The organism is Collinsella sp. HCP28S3_B9 (genome assembly GCF_052066095.1).
In the GTDB taxonomy this organism is placed as follows: domain Bacteria; phylum Actinomycetota; class Coriobacteriia; order Coriobacteriales; family Coriobacteriaceae; genus Collinsella.
In genome coordinates this window covers 18,914-37,557 of record NZ_JBQHST010000013.1, presented here as the reverse complement: position 1 = coordinate 37,557, position 18,644 = coordinate 18,914, and the positions used below count along the sequence as shown (strand labels likewise).

The window sequence follows — 18,644 nt, the reverse complement described above, 5'->3', positions numbered from 1 at the left end:
TATCTTAATAAAGTGACGTTTCTCCGCCGTTAGCCGATGATGCGAGAGCGCTCGGCGTTTTCGACTGGTTTATGCAAACGAAGTCTGGGAATATACAAGGCGCATGTCTTACTGTCTAACCAGTTGCGCCAAGGAGGCACTATGGACTACAAGATTACCGGCTACGAGCCCGCCCAGCTGTTCCATTTCTTTGAGGAGGTCAGCGCGATTCCCCGTGGGTCTGGCAACGAGAAGGGCATCAGCGATTTCCTGGTCGCGTTTGCCAAGGAGCGCGGCCTCGATGTGTACCAGGACGAGGTCTACAACGTCATCATTCGCAAGCCCGCATCTGCCGGTGCCGAGAATGCCCCGACCGTGATGCTGCAGGGCCACATCGATATGGTGTGCGACAAATTGGGCTCCGTTGAGCACGACTTTACGACCGATGGTATCGACCTGGTCGTCAAGGACGGCGTCCTCACCGCTAACGGTACTACGCTGGGCGCTGACAACGGCATCGCCGTCGCGCTTATGCTTACCGTGCTCAACGACGATTCGATTGCCCATCCGGCCCTCGAGTGCGTATTCACCACCGACGAGGAGACTGGCCTGGTCGGCGCCGAGACGCTCGACAAGTCCCAGATTAGCGCCCGCACCATGATTAACCTTGACTCCGAGGAAGAGGGCGTTGCCACCGTCAGCTGCGCCGGCGGCGTCGTCGTTACCTACACCTGCCCGATCGCGCGCGAGCACAAGACCGGTAGCACCCTCACGCTCGACATCTCCGGCCTGCTGGGCGGTCACTCCGGCAGCGATATCCACCTGGAGCGCGGCAACGGCAACCTCATCATGGCCCGCATCATCGACCGCCTGATGGTTGCCGGCGAGCCCGCCATCGTTAGCTTTAACGGCGGCACCAAGGACAACGCCATCAACCGTGAGTGCAAGGCTGTTCTGGTCTACGCCGACCACGCTGCCGCCGAGGCCGCGGCCCAGATCGCAAAGGGCATTATCGCCGACGTCACTGCCGAGCTCGAGGTCTTCGACCCCGGCTTTACCTGCACTGTCGAGATTGCCGACGACGCCGAGGTCGAGGCCATGGACGAGAAGTCCGCGCTTGCCCTCATCCGCGCCCTGCGTCTTGCCCCCAACGGCGTGATCCGCCGCAACGTCGCTACCGACGGCTCCGTCGAGGTTTCCTCCAACATCGGTGTGGTTGCCACTTCTGACGACGAGGTCAAGATCATGCTGTCCCCGCGCTCCTCGATCACCTCGCTGCAGAACGAGTTCAAGGACCGCCTGCAGACGCTGGCCGATGTCCTGGGCTTCGACGCCAAGTTTGAGTTCGAGTATCCCGGCTGGAGCTATGCCGAGCATTCGCCGGTCCGCGACGTCTTTATCGAGAGCTATCGCGAGCTCTTTGGCTCCGAGCTGCGCATCGAGTCCATTCACGCCGGCCTTGAGTGCGGCCTGTTTGCCGAGGCCCTGCACGGCCTGGACGCCATCGCCGTGGGCCCGACGCTCTCCGATGTCCACACCCCGGACGAGAGCATGGAGCTCGCTTCTGCCGAGCGCTTCTACGAGCTGCTCATCGACGTCCTCAAGCGCCTTGCCGCGTAAAGGTCGCCTTGGTTAAGCCGCTCTAAAACGGCTGGCTATGAAAACGGCCGCCTGGCGTAATGCCGGGCGGCCGTTATTCGTTACAGTGCGAGGATCCCAAGGTGCTCAAGCAGGATCTTAAGCCCGATGAGGACGAGTACGACGCCACCCACGATGGTGGCGGGTTTTTCGTAGCGCGCGCCAAAGGTGTGGCCGATCGCTACGCCGGCGACGGAGAAGATAAACGTTGTGACGCCGATAAGCGATACAGAGGGCACGATATCGACCGAGAGCGCGGCAAACGAGATGCCCACGGCGAGCGCGTCAATCGAGGTGGCGATGGCAAGGATTAGGTACTCGCCCAGGTCGATCTTTTCGGCATCCTTGCCGTCGCCTTCGTCCTCATCCTCGTCTTCGGTAAAGGTTTCCCACAGCATCTTGCCGCCGATAAAGGCCAAAAGGATAAAGGCGATCCAATGGTCTATGGGACCGATGATGCCCATGAACTGGCTGCCGAGTGCCCAACCGATTACGGGCATGCCGGCCTGAAAGCCGCCAAAGAACAGGCCGAGCACAACGGCGACTTTAAGGTTGATCTTTTTCATGCCGAGACCCTTGCAGATAGAAACGGCAAAGGCGTCCATCGAAAGGCCAACGGCGAGCAACACGAGCTCTGCGAGTCCCATAGTCTGGCCCCCTCTCTGCGGGCGAACCCGATTACACGACCACTCCCTCATTTATATGAGACCCGATGCTACCACATGAGCAGCCAAAAGAGCCCCGTCCCAAATGAGCTACCTAAGCGGTGTTCGCTCATTCTGTAAGCATCGGAATTTGCGGGCGTCACAGGGGCAAACCGTGAGAAACTTATTGACGTTTATGGAGCGTATACGATGGGAGCGATGCCTTGGATAAGAACGAGCTGCAAAAGCGTATGGAACAGGCCATCCGCCTGACGGCACCTGGTCAGCCGATCCGCACCGCCCTTGACATGATCATCGCCGGTCACCTGGGCGCCCTTATCTGCGTCGGCGACACCGAAAACGTGCTTGCTGCCGGTAACGACGGCTTCCCGCTCAACATTTCGTTTACCTCGAACCGCCTGTTCGAGCTTTCCAAGATGGACGGCGCCATCGTCATCGACGGCGACCTTACCCAGATTCTGCGCGCCAATTTCCACCTCAATCCCGATCCCTCGCTCGCCACGAGCGAGACGGGCATGCGTCACCGTACTGCCGCTCGCATGTCGGTGCTCACCGACGCCATCGTGATCTCGGTCTCGGCCCGTCGTGCCGTCGTCAACGTGTATGTGCACGGCAAGAGCTATGAGATTCAGCCCGTCACCACCATCATGAGCTCGGTCAACCAGCTCGTCGCTACGCTTCAGACCACCCGTCAGTCGCTCGACCGCTCCCTGCTGCGTCTGACGGCCCTCGAGCTGGACGACTACGTCACGCTCGCCGACATCACCGGCATTTTCTCGAGTTTCGAGATCATGCAGCAGGCAAAGACCGAGCTTAAGGATTGCATTGTCAAGCTGGGCAACCAGGGCAAGCTCGTGCAGATGCAGCTCGAGCAGCTCGCCGGCTCCAGCATGGATACCGAGTACGACTTGATGATTCGCGACTACGCAAGCGATTCCTCCGAGGCAAACGCCGAGAAGATCCGTGCCGAGCTTAGCCGCATGACGCCCAAGGACTTGTCCGACCCGCAGCATGTGGCGGCGGTTCTGGGTTACGACGACCTGGACGAGGACTCCGTCATGACGCCGCTGGGCCTGCGCACGCTTTCGCGCGTGTCCGTCGTGCGCGACGGCGTGGCCGAGAAGATCGTCGACGAGTATGGCTCGCTGCAGGAGCTCATGGACGACATCAGCAAGGATCCGGAGCGCCTGGGCGACTTTGGCGTTAACAACCCTGCCATTCTTGCGGACTCCCTGTACCGCATGAAGGGCACCAAACAGGGGAACGCATAATGGCGCCCGTATGCGCCGTGGTCGTTGCCGGTGGCAGCGGCCAGCGCTTTGGTAATCCCGGTGGCAAGCAGCTCGTCAATGTAGCTGGCCGTCCGCTTATGAGCTGGTCCATCCGCGCGTTTGACCGTAGCGATAAGGTCGGCCATATCGTCGTGGTTTGCCCTGCCGAGCGTCGTGCCGAGATGCGTCGCCTGGCCATCAGCCCGTATTCGTATAACACGCCCATCAGCTTCGCCGATGCCGGCGATACTCGCCAGGACTCCACTCGTGCCGGCGTGCATGCGGTGCCGGCAGGCTTTGAATACGTCGCCATTCACGACGGCGCTCGTCCGCTCATTACTACCGAGGCCATCGATCACGCTATCGACGTGCTCGTGAGTGACCGCTCGCTCGACGGTGTCGTGTGTGGCCAGCCCGCGATCGACACGCTCAAGATCGTCGATGGGGACAACATCGTCGAGACGCCGCCACGCGAACTCTATTGGGCCGCGCAGACGCCGCAGATCTTTAGTGTCGACGCCATGAAACGCGCCCATGCCGCGGCGATTGCCGAGGGCTTTATCGGTACGGACGATTCGTCACTGGTCGAGCGCATGGGTGGGCGCGTCCGCTGCGTCCAGAGCCCGCGCGACAACCTTAAGGTGACGGTGCCCGAGGACTTGCGTCCCGTAACCGCGATTTTGCTCGGGCGGATGGCCGAGAGAGAGGACCTTCCCCATGTTCAGTAACCTGCGCATTGGCCACGGCTACGACGTCCACCGTTTGGTGGAGGGGCGTCGATGTATCATCGGCGGGGTCGACATTCCCTACGAGCGCGGCCTGCTGGGCCACTCGGATGCCGATGTGCTCGCGCACGCGCTGGCCGACGCTATTCTGGGCGCCTGCCGCGGGGGAGACATTGGCAAGCTGTTCCCCGACACCGACCCCGCCTACGAGGGTGCCGACTCGATGGTGTTGCTTGCCCGCGTAATGGACTATGCGCGCGAGCTGGGCTTTGAGTTTGTCGATGCCGACTGCACCATTGCCTGCCAGCAGCCTAAGATCACCCCGCACCGCGATGCCATGCGTGCCAACTTGGCCCATGCCCTGGGCGTTGACGTCGAAAACGTGGGCGTCGCCGCCACCACGACCGAAAAGCTCGGTTGGGAAGGTCAAGGCGAGGGAATTGGCGCCTGGGCCGTCTGCCTGCTACAGAAAACCGTTAAGGAGTAACGAATGCGTATCTACAACAGCGCTACCCATAAAAAGGAAGAGTTCCAGCCCATCGAGCCCGGCAAGGTCCGTATGTACGTGTGCGGACCCACGGTTTACGACAACATCCACATCGGCAACGCCCGCACGTTCATCAGCTTCGATGTGATTCGACGCTGGCTCATCGCGAGCGGCTACGAGGTCACGTTCGCCCAGAACCTTACCGATGTCGACGACAAGATCATCAAGCGCGCTAACGAGCAGGGCCGTACGGCCGCCGAGGTTGCGACGGAGTTCTCGGATAAGTTTATTGGCGTCATGCGCGCTGCCAACGTGCTCGATCCCGATGTGCGCCCCCGCGCCACCAAGGAGATCGGCCCCATGATTGCCATGATCAAGGCGCTCATCGAGCAGGGCCACGCTTACGCCGCCGATAACGGCGACGTGTACTTTGCCGTGCGCAGCGATCCCAACTACGGTCAGGTCTCGGGCCGCAACATCGACGACCTTATGGTGGGTGCGCGCATCGAGGAGAACGAGGACAAGAACGACCCGCTCGACTTTGCGCTGTGGAAGGCCGCCAAGCCCGGCGAGCCCAGCTGGCCGAGCCCCTGGGGCGAGGGCCGTCCCGGTTGGCACACCGAGTGCGCCGCCATGGTGCACCGCTACCTGGGTACCCCGATCGACATTCATGGCGGTGGCTCCGACCTTGCCTTCCCGCATCACGAGAACGAGTGCGCCCAGGCTGCCTGCGCCTGGCACCAGGGCTTCTCCAACACCTGGATGCACACGGGCATGCTGCTGGTCGACGGCGAGAAGATGTCCAAGTCGCTTGGTAACTTCTTTACGCTGGCCGAGGTGCTCGAGCAGCACTCCGCTGCCGCCCTGCGCCTGCTGATGCTGCAGACGAGCTATCGCTCGCCGCTCGACTTTTCCTGGGAGCGCCTGGAGGGTGCCGAGAATTCGCTCACGCGTATCGCCGGTACGGTCGAGAACCTGCGCTGGGCCGCGAACCATGCGACGGCCGATGCCGATGCGGCTGCCGCCGAGGCGTTTGCCGCCAAGGCTGCCGAGACCCGTGCCACCTTTAAGGAGTGCATGGACGACGACTTTAACACCGCCGGTGCCATGGGCGCCGTCTTTGGTTTTGTCACCGAGTGCAATCAGTATCTGGAGCAGGCGGGCGACGCTGCCGACAAGGCCGCGGCTCTTGCTGCCGCCGATACGCTGGTCGAGCTGCTCGATACGTTTGGCGTTGAGCTTCCCGAGCCCAAGGTCGAGCTGCCGCTGGGCCTTTTGGGCGTTGCCGCCGGCTTGGTCGCCTACACTGGTGACGACGTGGACGAGGCCGCTGCCAAGATTCTCGAGGCTCGCGCCGAGGCCCGTGCCGCCAAGAACTGGGACTTGGCAGACGCCATCCGCGATCAACTCAAGGACCTGGGCCTGACGATTGAAGATACCGCCGCCGGCACCCGTATCAAATCCCTCTAACCCCTGCGGGTTTCCCGAGCACCCGACCGCCCGAGCCACGGCACCTTGCCTTTCAATCGTCGGGCATGACCTCAAGGTCTATGCCCTCTTCTTTCAAGGCAATCTGCCGCACCTCGGGCGGTCGGTCTATTTGTTTCGTTTGATAGTTGTATTTAGGAGGCCGTCCTATGGCCGACAATCGCAAGCGTGCGCCTCGTGGCGGCAAGCAGGCCGCTTCTGGCTCGCGTCCGATTCGCCGAAATGACCGCGCTGCCGCTTCCAAGGGCCAGCGCGATCGCACCCAAGCTGCGCGTCCGCAGCGCGATCGCAACCGCGACGCTGTCCAGGCTTCCAAGGGCGAGTTTATCGAAGGCCGTCGTGCTGCCGTCGAGGCGCTGCGCACCGGTTTTCCCATCAAGTGCGCGCTCATTGCCGAGGGCGGGGAGCGCGATGCCGCCCTGTCTCGTCTGGTCGATGACCTCAACGCCGCGTGTGTCCGCATTAAGTACGTGCCGCGCGCGCAGCTCGATGCGCTGTCGAGCCACGGCGCTCACCAGGGTATTGCACTCGAGGTGGGCAACTTCCCTTATGCGGATGTCGCCGATATCCTCGACCGTGCAGGCGAGGGTCCGGCACTTGTCGTGGTGCTCGACCACGTGACCGACGACGGTAACTTTGGCGCTATCGTGCGCTCCGCCGAGGTCGTGGGCGCGGCGGGCGTCATTATTGCCAACAAGCGCGCTGCCGGCGTGACCGTGGGTAGCTACAAGACCTCCGCCGGCGCCGTCATGCATCTGCCTATCGCGCAGGTCCCCAATATCGCTCGTGCACTCGACGATCTTAAGGCCGCTGGCTTTTGGGTGGGTGGTGCCTCCGAGCACGCCGAGGGCAGTTGCTGGGATGCTCCCTTCGAGGGCCGCGTGGCGCTTGTCATGGGCTCCGAGGGCGACGGCATCTCGCGCCTGGTGCTCGAGAAATGCGACTTTTTGACCAAGCTTCCTCAGCGTGGCATGACCGAGAGCCTTAACGTTGCCCAGGCAACGACGGCACTGTGCTTTGAGTGGCTACGTCGCAACGCCGGCGAGCTCATGGGGGAGGAGTAGCGCATGTCCAAGAAGAACCGCGCCAAGTCTAAGGCCAAGCGCTTTGGCGAAGGCTCGGCCAAGCCGATTGTCTCGGCCGCGACCTATGGCGTGGGCGGCAATGCGTTTGCGCAGGCTATCGCCGACCCGGTCTCGACGGTGCACTCCAATAAGCCCGAGCTGCTGGTGGTCGACGGCTACAACGTGATCCACTGCACGCCGCGCTACGAAAAGCTCGTGTACGACCATTCCGACGATCCGTATTCCAGCGACGTTCACGATATGGCGCGCACCGCCCTTATCAACGACGTCGCCGCCTTTGCCCAGGGCCGCTACGAGGCCGTAATCGTGTTTGACGGTGCAGGCAATATCTCCAGCGAGCGTCCCAACTTGCCGGCTCGCGGCGTGCGCATCGAGTTTTCGCCGACGGGCGTATCGGCCGATACCGTGGTGCAAAAGCTCTGCATCGAGGCGCGCGAGGAAGGTCGCGCGTGCTCCGTGGTATCGAGTGACGGCACAATTCAAGCCGTCGTCATGGGCAAGGGCGTTACGCGCATATCGAGCCGCATGCTGGTGGACGAGATCAAACAGATCGATAACGACGTCCGCGAGGCAGAGGAAGCTCCGCAGATCAAGATGACTCTGGGCAGTCGCCTGAGCCCCGAGGCACTGGCCAAGCTCAAGGCACTGCGCGGGAGGTAGGGGAGTTGGCGGGGCGATACTGTTTCGCTAACTCCATTCAGCGATGTCGATCATTCTTTTGAGGCGCCATGTTAGCGCCTCTTTTAGATAAGGCAGTCTTGCTGTAAGAGCGTCGTTTTTGGATAGGATTTCGATTGCCTCGTCAACGAAACCCTCGAGCTTGCCGTCGTCAAACCAGCTCATATCCTCGACAAGCAGCATTTGTTTCGCGGGGCTTGAATGAAACTGCGCGCTGGTAAAACTGTGCTCCCCTGCCTTAAGCTCCTCTAGAGAAACGTTGCACCAGAGCGATGAGCCCGAATCGAAGATGGGGGCAGGTCTGCAGGCTAGCGTGTTGACGTTTCGCACAAGGCCAAAGTTACGCCAATGACGATCATAGTTGGCGATGATGTCGTCGCACACGATCATGCGGTCAAGGGCATCCTTGACGCCTGTTACCCCGAGCTTCTCGCAGTTTGCTACATATCGCTCGTAGTCGGTTAGTCTTTCATCTGCGTTTGCGTACTGGTTTACATAGAACGCAGGGACATACTCTTCTTCATCAGTTAAGAAGACATCGCATATGCTCAGGGCGGAAGTGCCCGTGCCCTCGAGCGAGTAAGGCACATAATCGCAGGCGTTTAGGATGCGACGATGGAGCGCGGTCGCTACCAGCTCGTTATATGGTTCTTGGTTCAGGTGCGCTCCTGCCTTGTGCAGAATTCGACGCCCGCCCTCGCATGTCCAATACTTCTGAAGGTTGCCGTCCGAGGTGTTATCGGGCTTTGCGGCGGCTGCTTTACCCTCTGGGGCGAAGGGTGCGATGGACAGAGAGACGTCGTCAAAAGCATTATTGAAGAAGTTAATATCCTCCCACGCGAGACCGGAATCTTGGGGTCTAATCCAATACTGGTCGGATAGGGAGAGGCCGAGATTTCGCTGGATGAGTTCGTCGGGAACATCGACTGCTGCTTCTGCCAACAGGGATGCAAGTCCTATGCGCGCGAGCGGGATACCGCGGCCTCGCCACCAAATGCGGAAAGAGTCGAGCGACACGGGACTATTGGGGCCAAGTATTCCAATAGGGGCGTGGGTGTAATCGATGTCGGCACCGATGTGGGTAAAGTCTTTTCGCGATGTGCTGTAGACCAGCTGGGCGACTTCGTGCGTGCGGTTCATGAGGGTAAACGTAATCTCGCTTTTTCCATGGCCTCGACGGGGACGTCCCCCCGCTTTGGTCACGGAGCGGAGTCGTGCGTTGACGCTGCCTTTGTCGATGAGCCATACACCAGAAGCCTTGCGTGCCTCAAGTGCTCCGTTTTTTATGAGCTCTTGCACCCTGCGCGGGGTGATGTCGAGTAGCTCTGCAGCTTCCTTCGTGGTCAACATCGCGAAACCCTTCGCCAGAACGAATAGTTTTATCTATTCCATTGTAATTAATACTATTCGTTCTGACGAATAGTTTTGAGATGTGGTCGATCAAAGGCCTGTTGCGCCTTGCCCGCAATTCCTTTATTCTTAATTGGCTTCGCGCGAAAGCGCCAAGTGTGCCAGTGTGGCGCAACGGTAGCGCAACTGATTTGTAATCAGTGGGTTGCAGGTTCGATTCCTGTCACTGGCTCCATGAGAGTTTCGGGCTCTGTTCCTTGTGGGACAGGGTCCGTTTCTATTTATGTCGATATGTAAGCGGGTTTGACTCCCACCAAGCTTCAGGTTTGTCTCAATCTGTAACACGGGTGGGCTGAAAACCCTCCTTATAGTTACAGATTGAGACAATGCCAAGGGTTGGCCGATAATATCTCGATCTGTAACACGAAGGGGCGGAAAACCGTTCGTACTGTTACAGAATGAGACGTAAGCCAGAGTCTCTGCGAAACATCTCGATCTGTAACAAATAGGGGAGAAAATGTTCTCTAAATGTTACAGATCGAGACAAAGGCCGGACCGGTCCCAGCCATCCTGGTTGAGCGAGGATATTCGGACGCACGAGGATCGTTATCGAAAGTCGATACCGCAAGGGTACTCCACCACACAAAAGTGTTCCCTCGGGAAATGTCGCCAGCGCAGCCAAATCCGCCGTCCTTCATATCTAAATTCAGCAAAACCGCAGGTCAAAGGTATATAGATACGCCCGGCACCGTGTATTTAGAGGTTTTCGTTGACAGCCCCCAAGGTTGCATCGTATTATCTTTTTCGTTCGCGGGGGCGGAGGCCCAAAAGACCAAAGAACCTGCGGATACTTGAACGATTGGGAGTTTGCCCGAGTGGTTAATGGGGACGGGCTGTAAACCCGTTGGCTCTGCCTACATAGGTTCGAATCCTATAGCTCCCACCCGTCAAGTGCCTGTATAGCTCAGTCGGTAGAGCACTTCGTTGGTAACGAAGAGGTCACCAGTTCAAGTCTGGTTGCAGGCTCCATCCGGCGGTGTAGCTCAGTTGGTTAGAGCACACGGTTCATACCCGTGGCGTCACTGGTTCGAATCCAGTCACCGCTACCATAGGTAACACGGTGGCTTCTCAATAGTATGTTGAGAGGCCACTATGGTATAAAGGCATAGTCCCGTCCGGGGACGACCTGTTTAGAGGAGGGCTTTATGGCCAAAGAGAAGTTTGAGCGCACTAAGCCGCATGTTAACATCGGCACCATTGGTCACGTCGACCACGGCAAGACCACGCTGACCGCTGCCATCACCAAGGTTCTCTCCGAGACCGAGGGCTGCAAGGCTGACTTCACTGCGTTCGAGAACATCGACAAGGCTCCCGAGGAGCGCGAGCGCGGCATTACGATCTCCGTCTCCCACGTCGAGTACGAGACTGCTGCCCGTCACTACGCTCACGTTGACTGCCCGGGCCACGCTGACTACGTCAAGAACATGATCTCCGGTGCTGCTCAGATGGACGGCGCTATCCTGGTCATCGCCGCTACCGACGGCCCCATGGCTCAGACCCGCGAGCACATCCTGCTCGCCCGTCAGGTCGGCGTTCCCTACATCGTCGTCTTCCTGAACAAGTGCGACATGGTCGACGATGACGAGCTCATCGATCTCGTCGAGATGGAGACCCGTGAGCTCCTTTCCGAGTACGAATTCCCCGGCGACGACATCCCCGTCATCCGTGGTTCCGCTCTGGGCGCTCTCGAGGGCGACGCCAAGTGGATGGACGCCATTCGCGAGCTCATGTCTGCCGTCGACGAGTACATCCCGACGCCTGCTCGTGACAACGACCTCCCGTTCCTGATGGCCGTTGAGGACGTTATGACCATCTCCGGCCGTGGTACCGTTGCTACCGGCCGTGTCGAGCGCGGTGAGCTCAAGCTCAACGAGCCCGTCGAGATCGTCGGCATCAAGGATACCCAGAACACCGTCGTTACCGGTATCGAGATGTTCCGTAAGTCCATGGACTTCTGCGAGGCTGGCGACAACGTCGGTCTGCTGCTCCGCGGTATCAAGCGCGAGGACATCGAGCGCGGCCAGGTTCTCTGCAAGCCCGGTTCGGTTACCCCGCACACCAAGTTCACCGGTGAGATCTACGTTCTGACCAAGGAGGAGGGCGGCCGTCACACCCCGTTCTTCGATGGTTATCGTCCTCAGTTCTACTTCCGTACCACCGATGTTACCGGTACGGTCAAGCTCCCCGAGGGCACCGAGATGGCTATGCCTGGTGACCACATCACCATCGAGGGCGACCTCATTCACCCGATCGCTATGGAGGAGGGCCTGCGCTTCGCTATCCGCGAGGGTGGCCACACCGTCGGTTCGGGCATCGTCTCCACGATCATTGAGTAAATTAGCTCTCTGATACAGCTGACTTAGAGAACCCGGCACTTATATGGGTGCCGGGTTCTTTTCTACGTGGGTCTTTTTGCCTGATGATTACGCTTAGCTCGCTCTTAAGTTGAGCGTGAGGAATCGATTAGATCTCGTTGGCTCCATTGATGTGTTCCAAATATGAATGGATCTACCGAGAACCAATTGATGCGAGGTTTTCATTGACAGCACTTACGTAGAGCTGATAAAGTACCAACTCGTGCCCGTACGGGGCGGATATGAAAGGTTCAGGATACATGCGTACTCTAGTTACTCTTGCGTGCACTGAGTGCAAGCGCCGCAACTATACGACCACTAAGAACAAGGCGAACATGCCTGATCGTATGGAGATCAAGAAGTATTGCCCCTGGTGCCGTCACCACACGCTGCACAAAGAGACTCGCTAGTCTCTAGTCACATACGCCAGTAGTTCAATTGGTAGAGCATCGGTCTCCAAAACCGAGTGTTGAGGGTTCGAGTCCTTCCTGGCGTGCCAGTCATTATTCCGTAAGCTCCCATTTGGGGGCTTACGGTTTACTCATGTATAAGCGCATTGCGCGGAGGTAACCCAAATGGCCAACAAGAAGAACAAGAAGAAGGCACAGCAGCAGGCGCCTGCCAACAAAGCTGCCGCCAACTCCAAGGTTGAGGCCAAGAAGGCCGTTGCCAAGAAGAGCGAGAAGGCTGCGAAGTCCAAGAAGAACGAGAAGCCCGGTTTCTTCGCCCGCACCAAGAAGTATTTTGCTTCGGTGAAGTCCGAGATGAAGCGTGTCACGTGGCCCGATAAGAAGGAGCTCGTGAACTACTCGGTCGTCGTTTGCGCTTCTCTGATCGTCGTCGGCGTCGTCATCGCTCTGCTCGATGCTGGCTTTGGCGAGGCTCTTGCTCTGTTCTCTGGATTGAGGGGCTAAACCATGTCTAAGCGTTGGTACGTCGTTCACACTTACTCTGGATACGAGAACCGCGTTAAGTCCGATCTCGAGCATCGCATCGAGACCATGGGCATGCAGGATCGTATCTTTGATATTGAGATTCCTATGGAGCGCGTCACCGAGATCAAAGAGGGTGGCAAGCGCGAGACCAAGGATTCTAAGATCTTCCCGGGTTATGTCCTGGTTCGCATGGAGATGGATGACGATGCATGGACGTGTGTTCGCAACACGCCCGGCGTCACCGGTTTCCTGGGCGGCAACGGCAAGCCCGCTCCGCTTTCCCGCGACGAGTACAATAAGATGACTCGTCGTCCCGGTAAGGGCGATTCGCCCAAGCGTACGTCGGTTGATATTGAGGTTGGTACGTCCGTCCGCGTCACCGATGGCCCGCTTACCGACTTTGATGGCAAGGTCTCCGAGGTTAACGCCGAGGCAGGCAAGCTCAAGGTCACGCTGATGATCTTTGGCCGCGAGACGCCGGTCGAGCTTGACTTTAACCAGGTCGCTGTCATCGCTTAAGTTTTCGTCCGTTCGCGCGAGCGTGCTTCTTCTGTGACTGCTCATCTCAGGAGTGCTTCTAACACGTGCGTGCTTACGATATAGCAAGTACTTCACACTCGTGATTCGAAAGGAATGACCATGGCTGAGAAGAAGGTTGCCAACGTCATTAAGCTCCAGATTCCTGCTGGTGCCGCTAACCCCGCTCCTCCCGTCGGCCCCGCCCTGGGCGCTGCTGGCGTGAACATCATGCAGTTCTGCCAGGCCTTTAACGCCGAGACGCAGGACAAGAAGGGCGACATTATCCCCGTTGAGATTTCTGTCTACGAGGATAAGTCCTTCTCCTTCATCACCAAGACTCCGCCGGCGGCTCACCTCATCAAGAAGGAGCTGAACCTCAAGTCTGGTTCCGCTAAGCCCCAGGCCGACAAGGTTGGCCAGCTCTCTCAGGAGCAGCTCACCAAGATCGCCGAGATCAAGATGCCGGACCTCAATGCCAACGACATTGACGCCGCCAAGAAGATCATCGCCGGTACCGCCCGTTCCATGGGCGTCACCATCGCTGAGTAGCGTTTTTCTAGGTAACGACGGATGCTCCGACCGGGGCGCCCGTTAAATGTGTGCAATCGGGCACACGATACGATGTGGGAGGGCTCACGCCCGTTTAACCACAGGAGGTAATGCACATGGCTAAGCATGGTAAGAGCTATAACGCCGCTGCCGAGAAGGTCGACCGCGCCACGCTCTACACCCCCCTTCAGGCTGCCAAGCTCATCAAGGAGCTCGACACCGCCAAGTTCGACGAGACCGTCGAGGCCCACTTCCGTCTGGGCATCGATACTCGTAAGGCTGACCAGAACATCCGTGGTTCCATCTCCCTGCCCCACGGCACCGGCAAGACCGTTCGTGTTGCCGTCTTCGCCGAGGGCGAGAAGGCCCGTGAGGCCGAGGCTGCCGGTGCCGACATCATCGGTTCCGACGAGCTCGTCGCCCAGATCCAGAAGGGCGAGATCAACTTCGACGCCGCTATCGCTACGCCGAACATGATGGCCAAGGTTGGCCGCATCGGTAAGATCCTTGGTCCCCGTGGCCTCATGCCGAACCCCAAGCTCGGCACCGTGACCATGGACGTCGCCAAGATGGTCTCCGAGCTCAAGGCCGGCCGCGTTGAGTATCGCGCCGACCGTTATGGCATCTGCCACGTGCCCCTGGGCAAGAAGTCCTTCTCTGAGCAGCAGCTCGTTGAGAACTACGCTGCCCTGTACACCGAGATCCTGCGCGTCAAGCCCTCTTCTGCTAAGGGCAAGTACGTCAAGTCCATCTCTGTGTCTTCCACCATGGGCCCTGGCGTCAAGGTCGATCCCGCTGTCCAGCGTGACTTCCTGGCTGAGTAACTTCTAGTTACTGCCTGAGCAAAGCAAGCATTGCTAAAGGAACCCGGTTCTGTCTCGTGCAGGACCGGGTTCCTTGCTGTTTCGGGCCAAAACCAACACGAAGGAGATAGGCGCCTTTGTGGTGGTTTTGGTTCAAAATCCCCGTTGCGCGTCGTTTTGCCTGTGTTACACTTTAGCCCAATGTAGTGAATACCCGAGGCTGAAAGGAGCCAGACATGTTCTATAACAAACAGCAGCTCCTAGGCCTAGCGCTACTAGATTGGATAGCGCGCTAGGGTTGTAATTTCGCTATAACGATTAGTTGTACCCGGGTGCGCTATCTTCCGCCGCTTTTGGGCGTGATGGGCGACACGGGTATTATTCTATCTTGAGGCACTCCATCTCTCCTGAAAGCCATCTGTATCTTTAGCCTGTCAGGAGGAAATCATGAGCCGCAAAATCGCAATCTTTGACACAACGCTTCGTGACGGGGAGCAGTCTCCCGGCGCCAGCATGAATACCGAGGAAAAGCTCGTTATTGCACGCCAGCTGGTACGTATGAATGTCGACGTGATCGAGGCGGGATTTCCTATTTCGAGCCCCGGTGATTATCGTTCCGTACAGGAGATTGGCAAGATCGCGGGTGACCGGTGCACGGTATGCGGTCTCACCCGTGCGGTCGATAAGGATATCGAAGTGGCCGCAGAAGCCCTCAAGACGGCTCAGAGGCCCCGTATCCACACCGGTCTGGGTGTGAGTCCCAGCCATTTGCGCGACAAGCTCCATATGACCGAAGACGAGGCTATCGAGCGCGCTATTCACGCCGTAAAGCACGCTCGTAAGTTTGTCGACGATGTCGAGTTTTATGCCGAGGATGCGGGCCGCTCCGATCAGGAGTTCCTGGTCCGCATTATCGAGGCAGCGATCAAGGCCGGCGCTACGGTCGTGAATATTCCGGACACCACGGGCTATAACATGCCTTGGGAGTTTGGCGCCCGTATTCGCGATCTGCGCGAGCGCGTGGCCGGCATCGAGGACGTTACGATTTCGGTCCACACGCATAACGATTTGGGCATGGCCACAGCCCTTGCACTCGAGGCGGTCCGCAATGGCGCGACGCAGATCGAGTGCACCGTCAACGGCTTGGGCGAGCGCGCGGGCAACACGGCGCTCGAGGAGGTCGTCATGGCCATGAGGATGCACGAGCAGGACCTGGATGCACATACCGATATCGTGACGACCGAGCTCACGCGCGCATCCAAGCTCGTCAGTTCAATTACTGGTATTAACGTGCAGCCCAACAAGTCTATTGTGGGCGCTAATGCGTTTGCCCACAGCTCGGGTATTCACCAGGACGGCGTGCTCAAGGCGCGTGACACCTACGAGATTATCGATCCCAAGGACGTGGGTGCAGCGGGATCCGAGATTATCCTTTCGGCACGTTCGGGCCATGCGGCACTGCGCCATCGTCTCGCCGAGCTGGGTTATACGTTTGGCGATGAGGAATTCGAGTCGATCTACCAGCGCTTCTTGGAGATTGCAGATCAAAAGAAGGAAGTATTTGACGAGGACCTGGAGTCGATGATTCAGGAGCGCCAGCGCGAGGTCAAGGCGATCTACACCCTCGACGCGCTCCAGGTTTCCTGCGGCGACCCGCTTATTCCTACGGCCACGGCAACCATCACGGACGAGGACGGCGCGACACGGGTGGTTTGCTCGACGGGTACTGGTCCGGTTGATGCGGCCTACAAGGCGGTCGACAAGGCCATCTCTGCCCATGGCGAGCTGACGGAGTTCAACGTTAAAGCCATCACGCGTGGCATCGACGCTATCGGTGAGGTGACGGTACGCATCACCGCCGAGGACGGCAAGATCTACACCGGCCGCGGCGCGGATACCGACATTATCGTGAGCTCGGCCAAGGCTTACATCAACGCTATTAACCGCATGATTCAGACCAACCGTTCCAAGGCGGGAAAGTAACGATATTCGGCAGGGCAAAGCCCGCTTGAGAGGGGAATCACATGGCACGTCCCATGACCGTAGCAGAGAAAATTTTGGCGGCACACGCCGGGCTCGATGAGGTAAAGCCGGGCCAGCTGGTCGAATGCGACCTGGACATCGTGCTCGCCAACGATATTACCGCACCTATCGCGATCGATGTCTTTCGCGAGCTGGGTGCCACCGAGGTGTTCGATCGCGACCGCGTTTGCCTGGTGCCCGATCACTATGCGCCCAACAAGGACATCAAGAGCGCCGAGCAGACCAAGAAGATGCGAGATTTTGCGCACGAGCAGCATGTGACGCACTATTACGAGCAAGGCTGCGCGGGCATTGAGCATGCCCTGCTGCCCGAGCGCGGCGTGGTGGTCCCGGGCGATCTGATTATCGGTGCCGACTCGCATACCTGCACGTATGGCGCCTTGGGTGCGTTTTCGACCGGTGTGGGCTCAACAGACGCCGGCGTGGGCATTGCCACGGGGCGCGCATGGTTTAAGGTTCCGCCGACGATTCGCTTTGAGATTAATGGCGAGCTTGAGGACGGTGCCACCGCCAAGGACATCATCCTGCACATTATCGGCATGATCGGCGTGGACGGTGCCCTGTACCAGGCCATGGAGTTTGCCGGCAGCACCATCGAGGGCCTGTCGATGGAAGGTCGCATGACAATTTCGAACATGGCGATCGAAGCGGGCGGCAAGGCGGGCATTATCGAGGTCGATGATGTTGCCCGCGCCTGGCTCAAGGGGCGCTGCGAGCGCGATTACGTTGAGTATCACGCCGATCCAGACGCCGAGTATGCCCAGGTTATTGCCATTGACGCGGCCGACATTAAGCCGTGTGTATCGTGGCCGCATCTGCCCAGCAACACCCATCCGGTGAGCGAGAGCCGTCACATCATGATCGACCAGGCGGTAATCGGCTCGTGCACCAACGGACGTATCGAGGATATGCGTGCTGCGGCCGAAGTCATGCGCGGCCATAAGGTTGCCGACGGGGTGCGTTGCATCGTGATTCCGGCGACCCAGGCGGTCTTCCGCCAGTGCATGAAGGAGGGATTGACCGACATTTTCCTAGATGCCAACTGTGTGTTCTCCACGCCCACGTGCGGTCCGTGCCTGGGCGGCTACATGGGCATCTTGGCGGCGGGGGAGCGTTGCGTTTCTACGACCAACCGCAACTTTGTCGGCCGTATGGGCGACCCCACGTCCGAGGTCTATTTGGCCTCGCCGGCCGTGGCGGCTGCTTCTGCCGTGGCGGGGCACATATGCTTGCCGTCTGACCTGTAGGGGCTACGGGGTCCTTCGACCTTTGCTCGCTACTGCGGACAGTCCTGGCACTTTTTTTGTTCGCCGAAGGCGAACGCTAACTTTCCATTAGCTTTTTTGTAGCCGAAACGCGAACGAGGGATTTGATATTTGCTTGCGTCGAGTTACGCACGAGCCGGAGAGCACTTAATGTGCTCTCCGTGCGAGCAGGACTGTCCGAGTAAGTAAGTAAATATCAAATCCCCCGCATTCCATGTTTGAACGGAGAATGATATGAACTTTGAAGGTTCGGTTTTTCGATATGGTCGTGACGTTGATACGGATGTCATCATTCCTGCTCGGTATTTGAACTCGTCGGATCATGCGCACTTGGCGGCGCATGCTATGGAGGATATTGATCCCGCGTTTGCCTCTGCCGTGAGCCCCGGTGACATCATTGTGGCTGAGGAGAACTTTGGTTGCGGTTCTTCGCGTGAGCATGCCCCGGTTGCCATTAAGGCTGCAGGGGTGTCGTGTGTTATTGCTAAGAGCTTCGCACGCATCTTCTATCGCAATGCCATTAACGTGGGCCTGCCCATTATGGAGTGCCCCGAAGCTGTCGATGCGATTTGTGCCGGCGATACCGTGAAGGTCGATACCGATGCGGGTGTCATCACCAACGAGCGTACTGGCGAGACTTTTACAGCTGAGCCGTTCCCGCCATTTATTGCCGAGATTATCGAGGCCGGCGGTTTGGTTGCGCGCACGCGTGCCAAGATTGTCGCGGCAAAGGGTCAGGAGGCGTAAGCG

The 18,644-nt window shown here is 58.8% G+C and carries 18 protein-coding genes and 5 tRNA genes; 21 read left to right on the top strand and 2 right to left on the bottom strand.

Annotation, left to right across the window (positions count from 1 at the left end):
* The first annotated feature begins 141 nt into the window (after positions 1-141).
* The gene (locus tag ACTNBB_RS04570) at positions 142-1,599 is read left to right on the top strand and encodes an aminoacyl-histidine dipeptidase (RefSeq protein WP_441056815.1); all 1,458 of its coding nucleotides are present in this window, start codon (positions 142-144) and stop codon (positions 1,597-1,599) included.
* 80 nt (positions 1,600-1,679) lie between these two features.
* Here ACTNBB_RS04570 and ACTNBB_RS04565 read toward each other — a convergent pair whose 3' ends face one another.
* On the bottom strand, positions 1,680-2,264 hold the full coding sequence (locus ACTNBB_RS04565; RefSeq protein WP_427793585.1) for a manganese efflux pump MntP family protein: 585 nt from the start codon (positions 2,262-2,264) through the stop codon (positions 1,680-1,682).
* Between the two features lie 248 nt (positions 2,265-2,512).
* Between ACTNBB_RS04565 and disA the strand changes: the two genes are divergently transcribed.
* The 6 genes from disA to ACTNBB_RS04535 all read left to right on the top strand — a co-directional run bounded on the left by disA (position 2,513) and on the right by ACTNBB_RS04535 (position 7,998).
* The gene (gene disA, locus ACTNBB_RS04560) at positions 2,513-3,553 is read left to right on the top strand and encodes a DNA integrity scanning diadenylate cyclase DisA (RefSeq protein ID WP_370450554.1); all 1,041 of its coding nucleotides are present in this window, start codon (positions 2,513-2,515) and stop codon (positions 3,551-3,553) included.
* The gene (ispD, locus tag ACTNBB_RS04555) at positions 3,553-4,281 is read left to right on the top strand and encodes a 2-C-methyl-D-erythritol 4-phosphate cytidylyltransferase (RefSeq protein WP_154514770.1); all 729 of its coding nucleotides are present in this window, start codon (positions 3,553-3,555) and stop codon (positions 4,279-4,281) included. Before disA ends, ispD begins: the two co-directional genes overlap by 1 nt.
* A complete protein-coding gene (ispF, locus tag ACTNBB_RS04550) occupies positions 4,271-4,765 on the top strand; it encodes a 2-C-methyl-D-erythritol 2,4-cyclodiphosphate synthase (RefSeq protein WP_006234975.1) in 495 nt (164 codons plus the stop codon). Before ispD ends, ispF begins: the two co-directional genes overlap by 11 nt.
* Before the next feature lie 3 nt (positions 4,766-4,768).
* The gene (gene cysS, locus ACTNBB_RS04545) at positions 4,769-6,235 is read left to right on the top strand and encodes a cysteine--tRNA ligase (RefSeq protein ID WP_427718353.1); all 1,467 of its coding nucleotides are present in this window, start codon (positions 4,769-4,771) and stop codon (positions 6,233-6,235) included.
* A gap of 167 nt (positions 6,236-6,402) precedes the next feature.
* On the top strand, positions 6,403-7,317 hold the full coding sequence (gene rlmB / locus ACTNBB_RS04540; RefSeq protein WP_441056813.1) for a 23S rRNA (guanosine(2251)-2'-O)-methyltransferase RlmB: 915 nt from the start codon (positions 6,403-6,405) through the stop codon (positions 7,315-7,317).
* A gap of 3 nt (positions 7,318-7,320) precedes the next feature.
* Positions 7,321-7,998, top strand: a complete 678-nt coding sequence (locus tag ACTNBB_RS04535; protein ID WP_154514764.1) for an NYN domain-containing protein — start codon at positions 7,321-7,323, stop codon at positions 7,996-7,998.
* 27 nt (positions 7,999-8,025) lie between these two features.
* Here ACTNBB_RS04535 and ACTNBB_RS04530 read toward each other — a convergent pair whose 3' ends face one another.
* Positions 8,026-9,366, bottom strand: a complete 1,341-nt coding sequence (locus tag ACTNBB_RS04530) for a DNA-binding protein (protein ID WP_441055520.1) — start codon at positions 9,364-9,366, stop codon at positions 8,026-8,028.
* 160 nt (positions 9,367-9,526) lie between these two features.
* Between ACTNBB_RS04530 and ACTNBB_RS04525 the strand changes: the two genes are divergently transcribed.
* The 14 genes from ACTNBB_RS04525 to ACTNBB_RS04460 all read left to right on the top strand — a co-directional run bounded on the left by ACTNBB_RS04525 (position 9,527) and on the right by ACTNBB_RS04460 (position 18,641).
* A tRNA-Thr gene (locus tag ACTNBB_RS04525) sits at positions 9,527-9,601 on the top strand.
* A gap of 626 nt (positions 9,602-10,227) precedes the next feature.
* Positions 10,228-10,309: transfer RNA gene (locus ACTNBB_RS04520), tRNA-Tyr, on the top strand.
* Between the two features lie 10 nt (positions 10,310-10,319).
* Positions 10,320-10,395, top strand: a tRNA-Thr gene (locus ACTNBB_RS04515).
* A 3-nt stretch (positions 10,396-10,398) separates the two neighbouring features.
* Positions 10,399-10,475: transfer RNA gene (locus tag ACTNBB_RS04510), tRNA-Met, on the top strand.
* Positions 10,476-10,571: 96 nt separating this feature from the next.
* A complete protein-coding gene (gene tuf, locus ACTNBB_RS04505; RefSeq protein ID WP_154514756.1) occupies positions 10,572-11,762 on the top strand; it encodes an elongation factor Tu in 1,191 nt (396 codons plus the stop codon).
* A 278-nt stretch (positions 11,763-12,040) separates the two neighbouring features.
* On the top strand, positions 12,041-12,190 hold the full coding sequence (gene rpmG / locus ACTNBB_RS04500) for a 50S ribosomal protein L33 (protein WP_102372646.1): 150 nt from the start codon (positions 12,041-12,043) through the stop codon (positions 12,188-12,190).
* A 13-nt stretch (positions 12,191-12,203) separates the two neighbouring features.
* A tRNA-Trp gene (locus tag ACTNBB_RS04495) sits at positions 12,204-12,279 on the top strand.
* Between the two features lie 76 nt (positions 12,280-12,355).
* Positions 12,356-12,694: a preprotein translocase subunit SecE gene (secE, locus tag ACTNBB_RS04490; RefSeq protein ID WP_154514754.1), complete on the top strand. Its 339-nt coding sequence runs from the start codon at positions 12,356-12,358 to the stop codon at positions 12,692-12,694.
* A 3-nt stretch (positions 12,695-12,697) separates the two neighbouring features.
* Positions 12,698-13,234, top strand: coding sequence for a transcription termination/antitermination protein NusG (gene nusG, locus ACTNBB_RS04485; protein ID WP_427718370.1), 537 nt, complete (start codon positions 12,698-12,700; stop codon positions 13,232-13,234).
* A gap of 120 nt (positions 13,235-13,354) precedes the next feature.
* Positions 13,355-13,783: a 50S ribosomal protein L11 gene (gene rplK / locus ACTNBB_RS04480; RefSeq protein WP_022093893.1), complete on the top strand. Its 429-nt coding sequence runs from the start codon at positions 13,355-13,357 to the stop codon at positions 13,781-13,783.
* Positions 13,784-13,899: 116 nt separating this feature from the next.
* On the top strand, positions 13,900-14,607 hold the full coding sequence (gene rplA / locus ACTNBB_RS04475) for a 50S ribosomal protein L1 (protein ID WP_154514750.1): 708 nt from the start codon (positions 13,900-13,902) through the stop codon (positions 14,605-14,607).
* Positions 14,608-15,033: 426 nt separating this feature from the next.
* Positions 15,034-16,569, top strand: coding sequence for a 2-isopropylmalate synthase (locus tag ACTNBB_RS04470; protein ID WP_441056811.1), 1,536 nt, complete (start codon positions 15,034-15,036; stop codon positions 16,567-16,569).
* Between the two features lie 41 nt (positions 16,570-16,610).
* A complete protein-coding gene (gene leuC / locus ACTNBB_RS04465) occupies positions 16,611-17,876 on the top strand; it encodes a 3-isopropylmalate dehydratase large subunit (RefSeq protein WP_441056809.1) in 1,266 nt (421 codons plus the stop codon).
* Positions 17,877-18,128: 252 nt separating this feature from the next.
* Positions 18,129-18,641 carry a 3-isopropylmalate dehydratase small subunit gene (locus ACTNBB_RS04460; protein WP_441056807.1) on the top strand — a complete coding sequence of 171 codons (513 nt, stop codon included), beginning with the start codon at positions 18,129-18,131 and terminating at the stop codon, positions 18,639-18,641.
* The last annotated feature ends 3 nt before the right edge of the window (positions 18,642-18,644 follow it).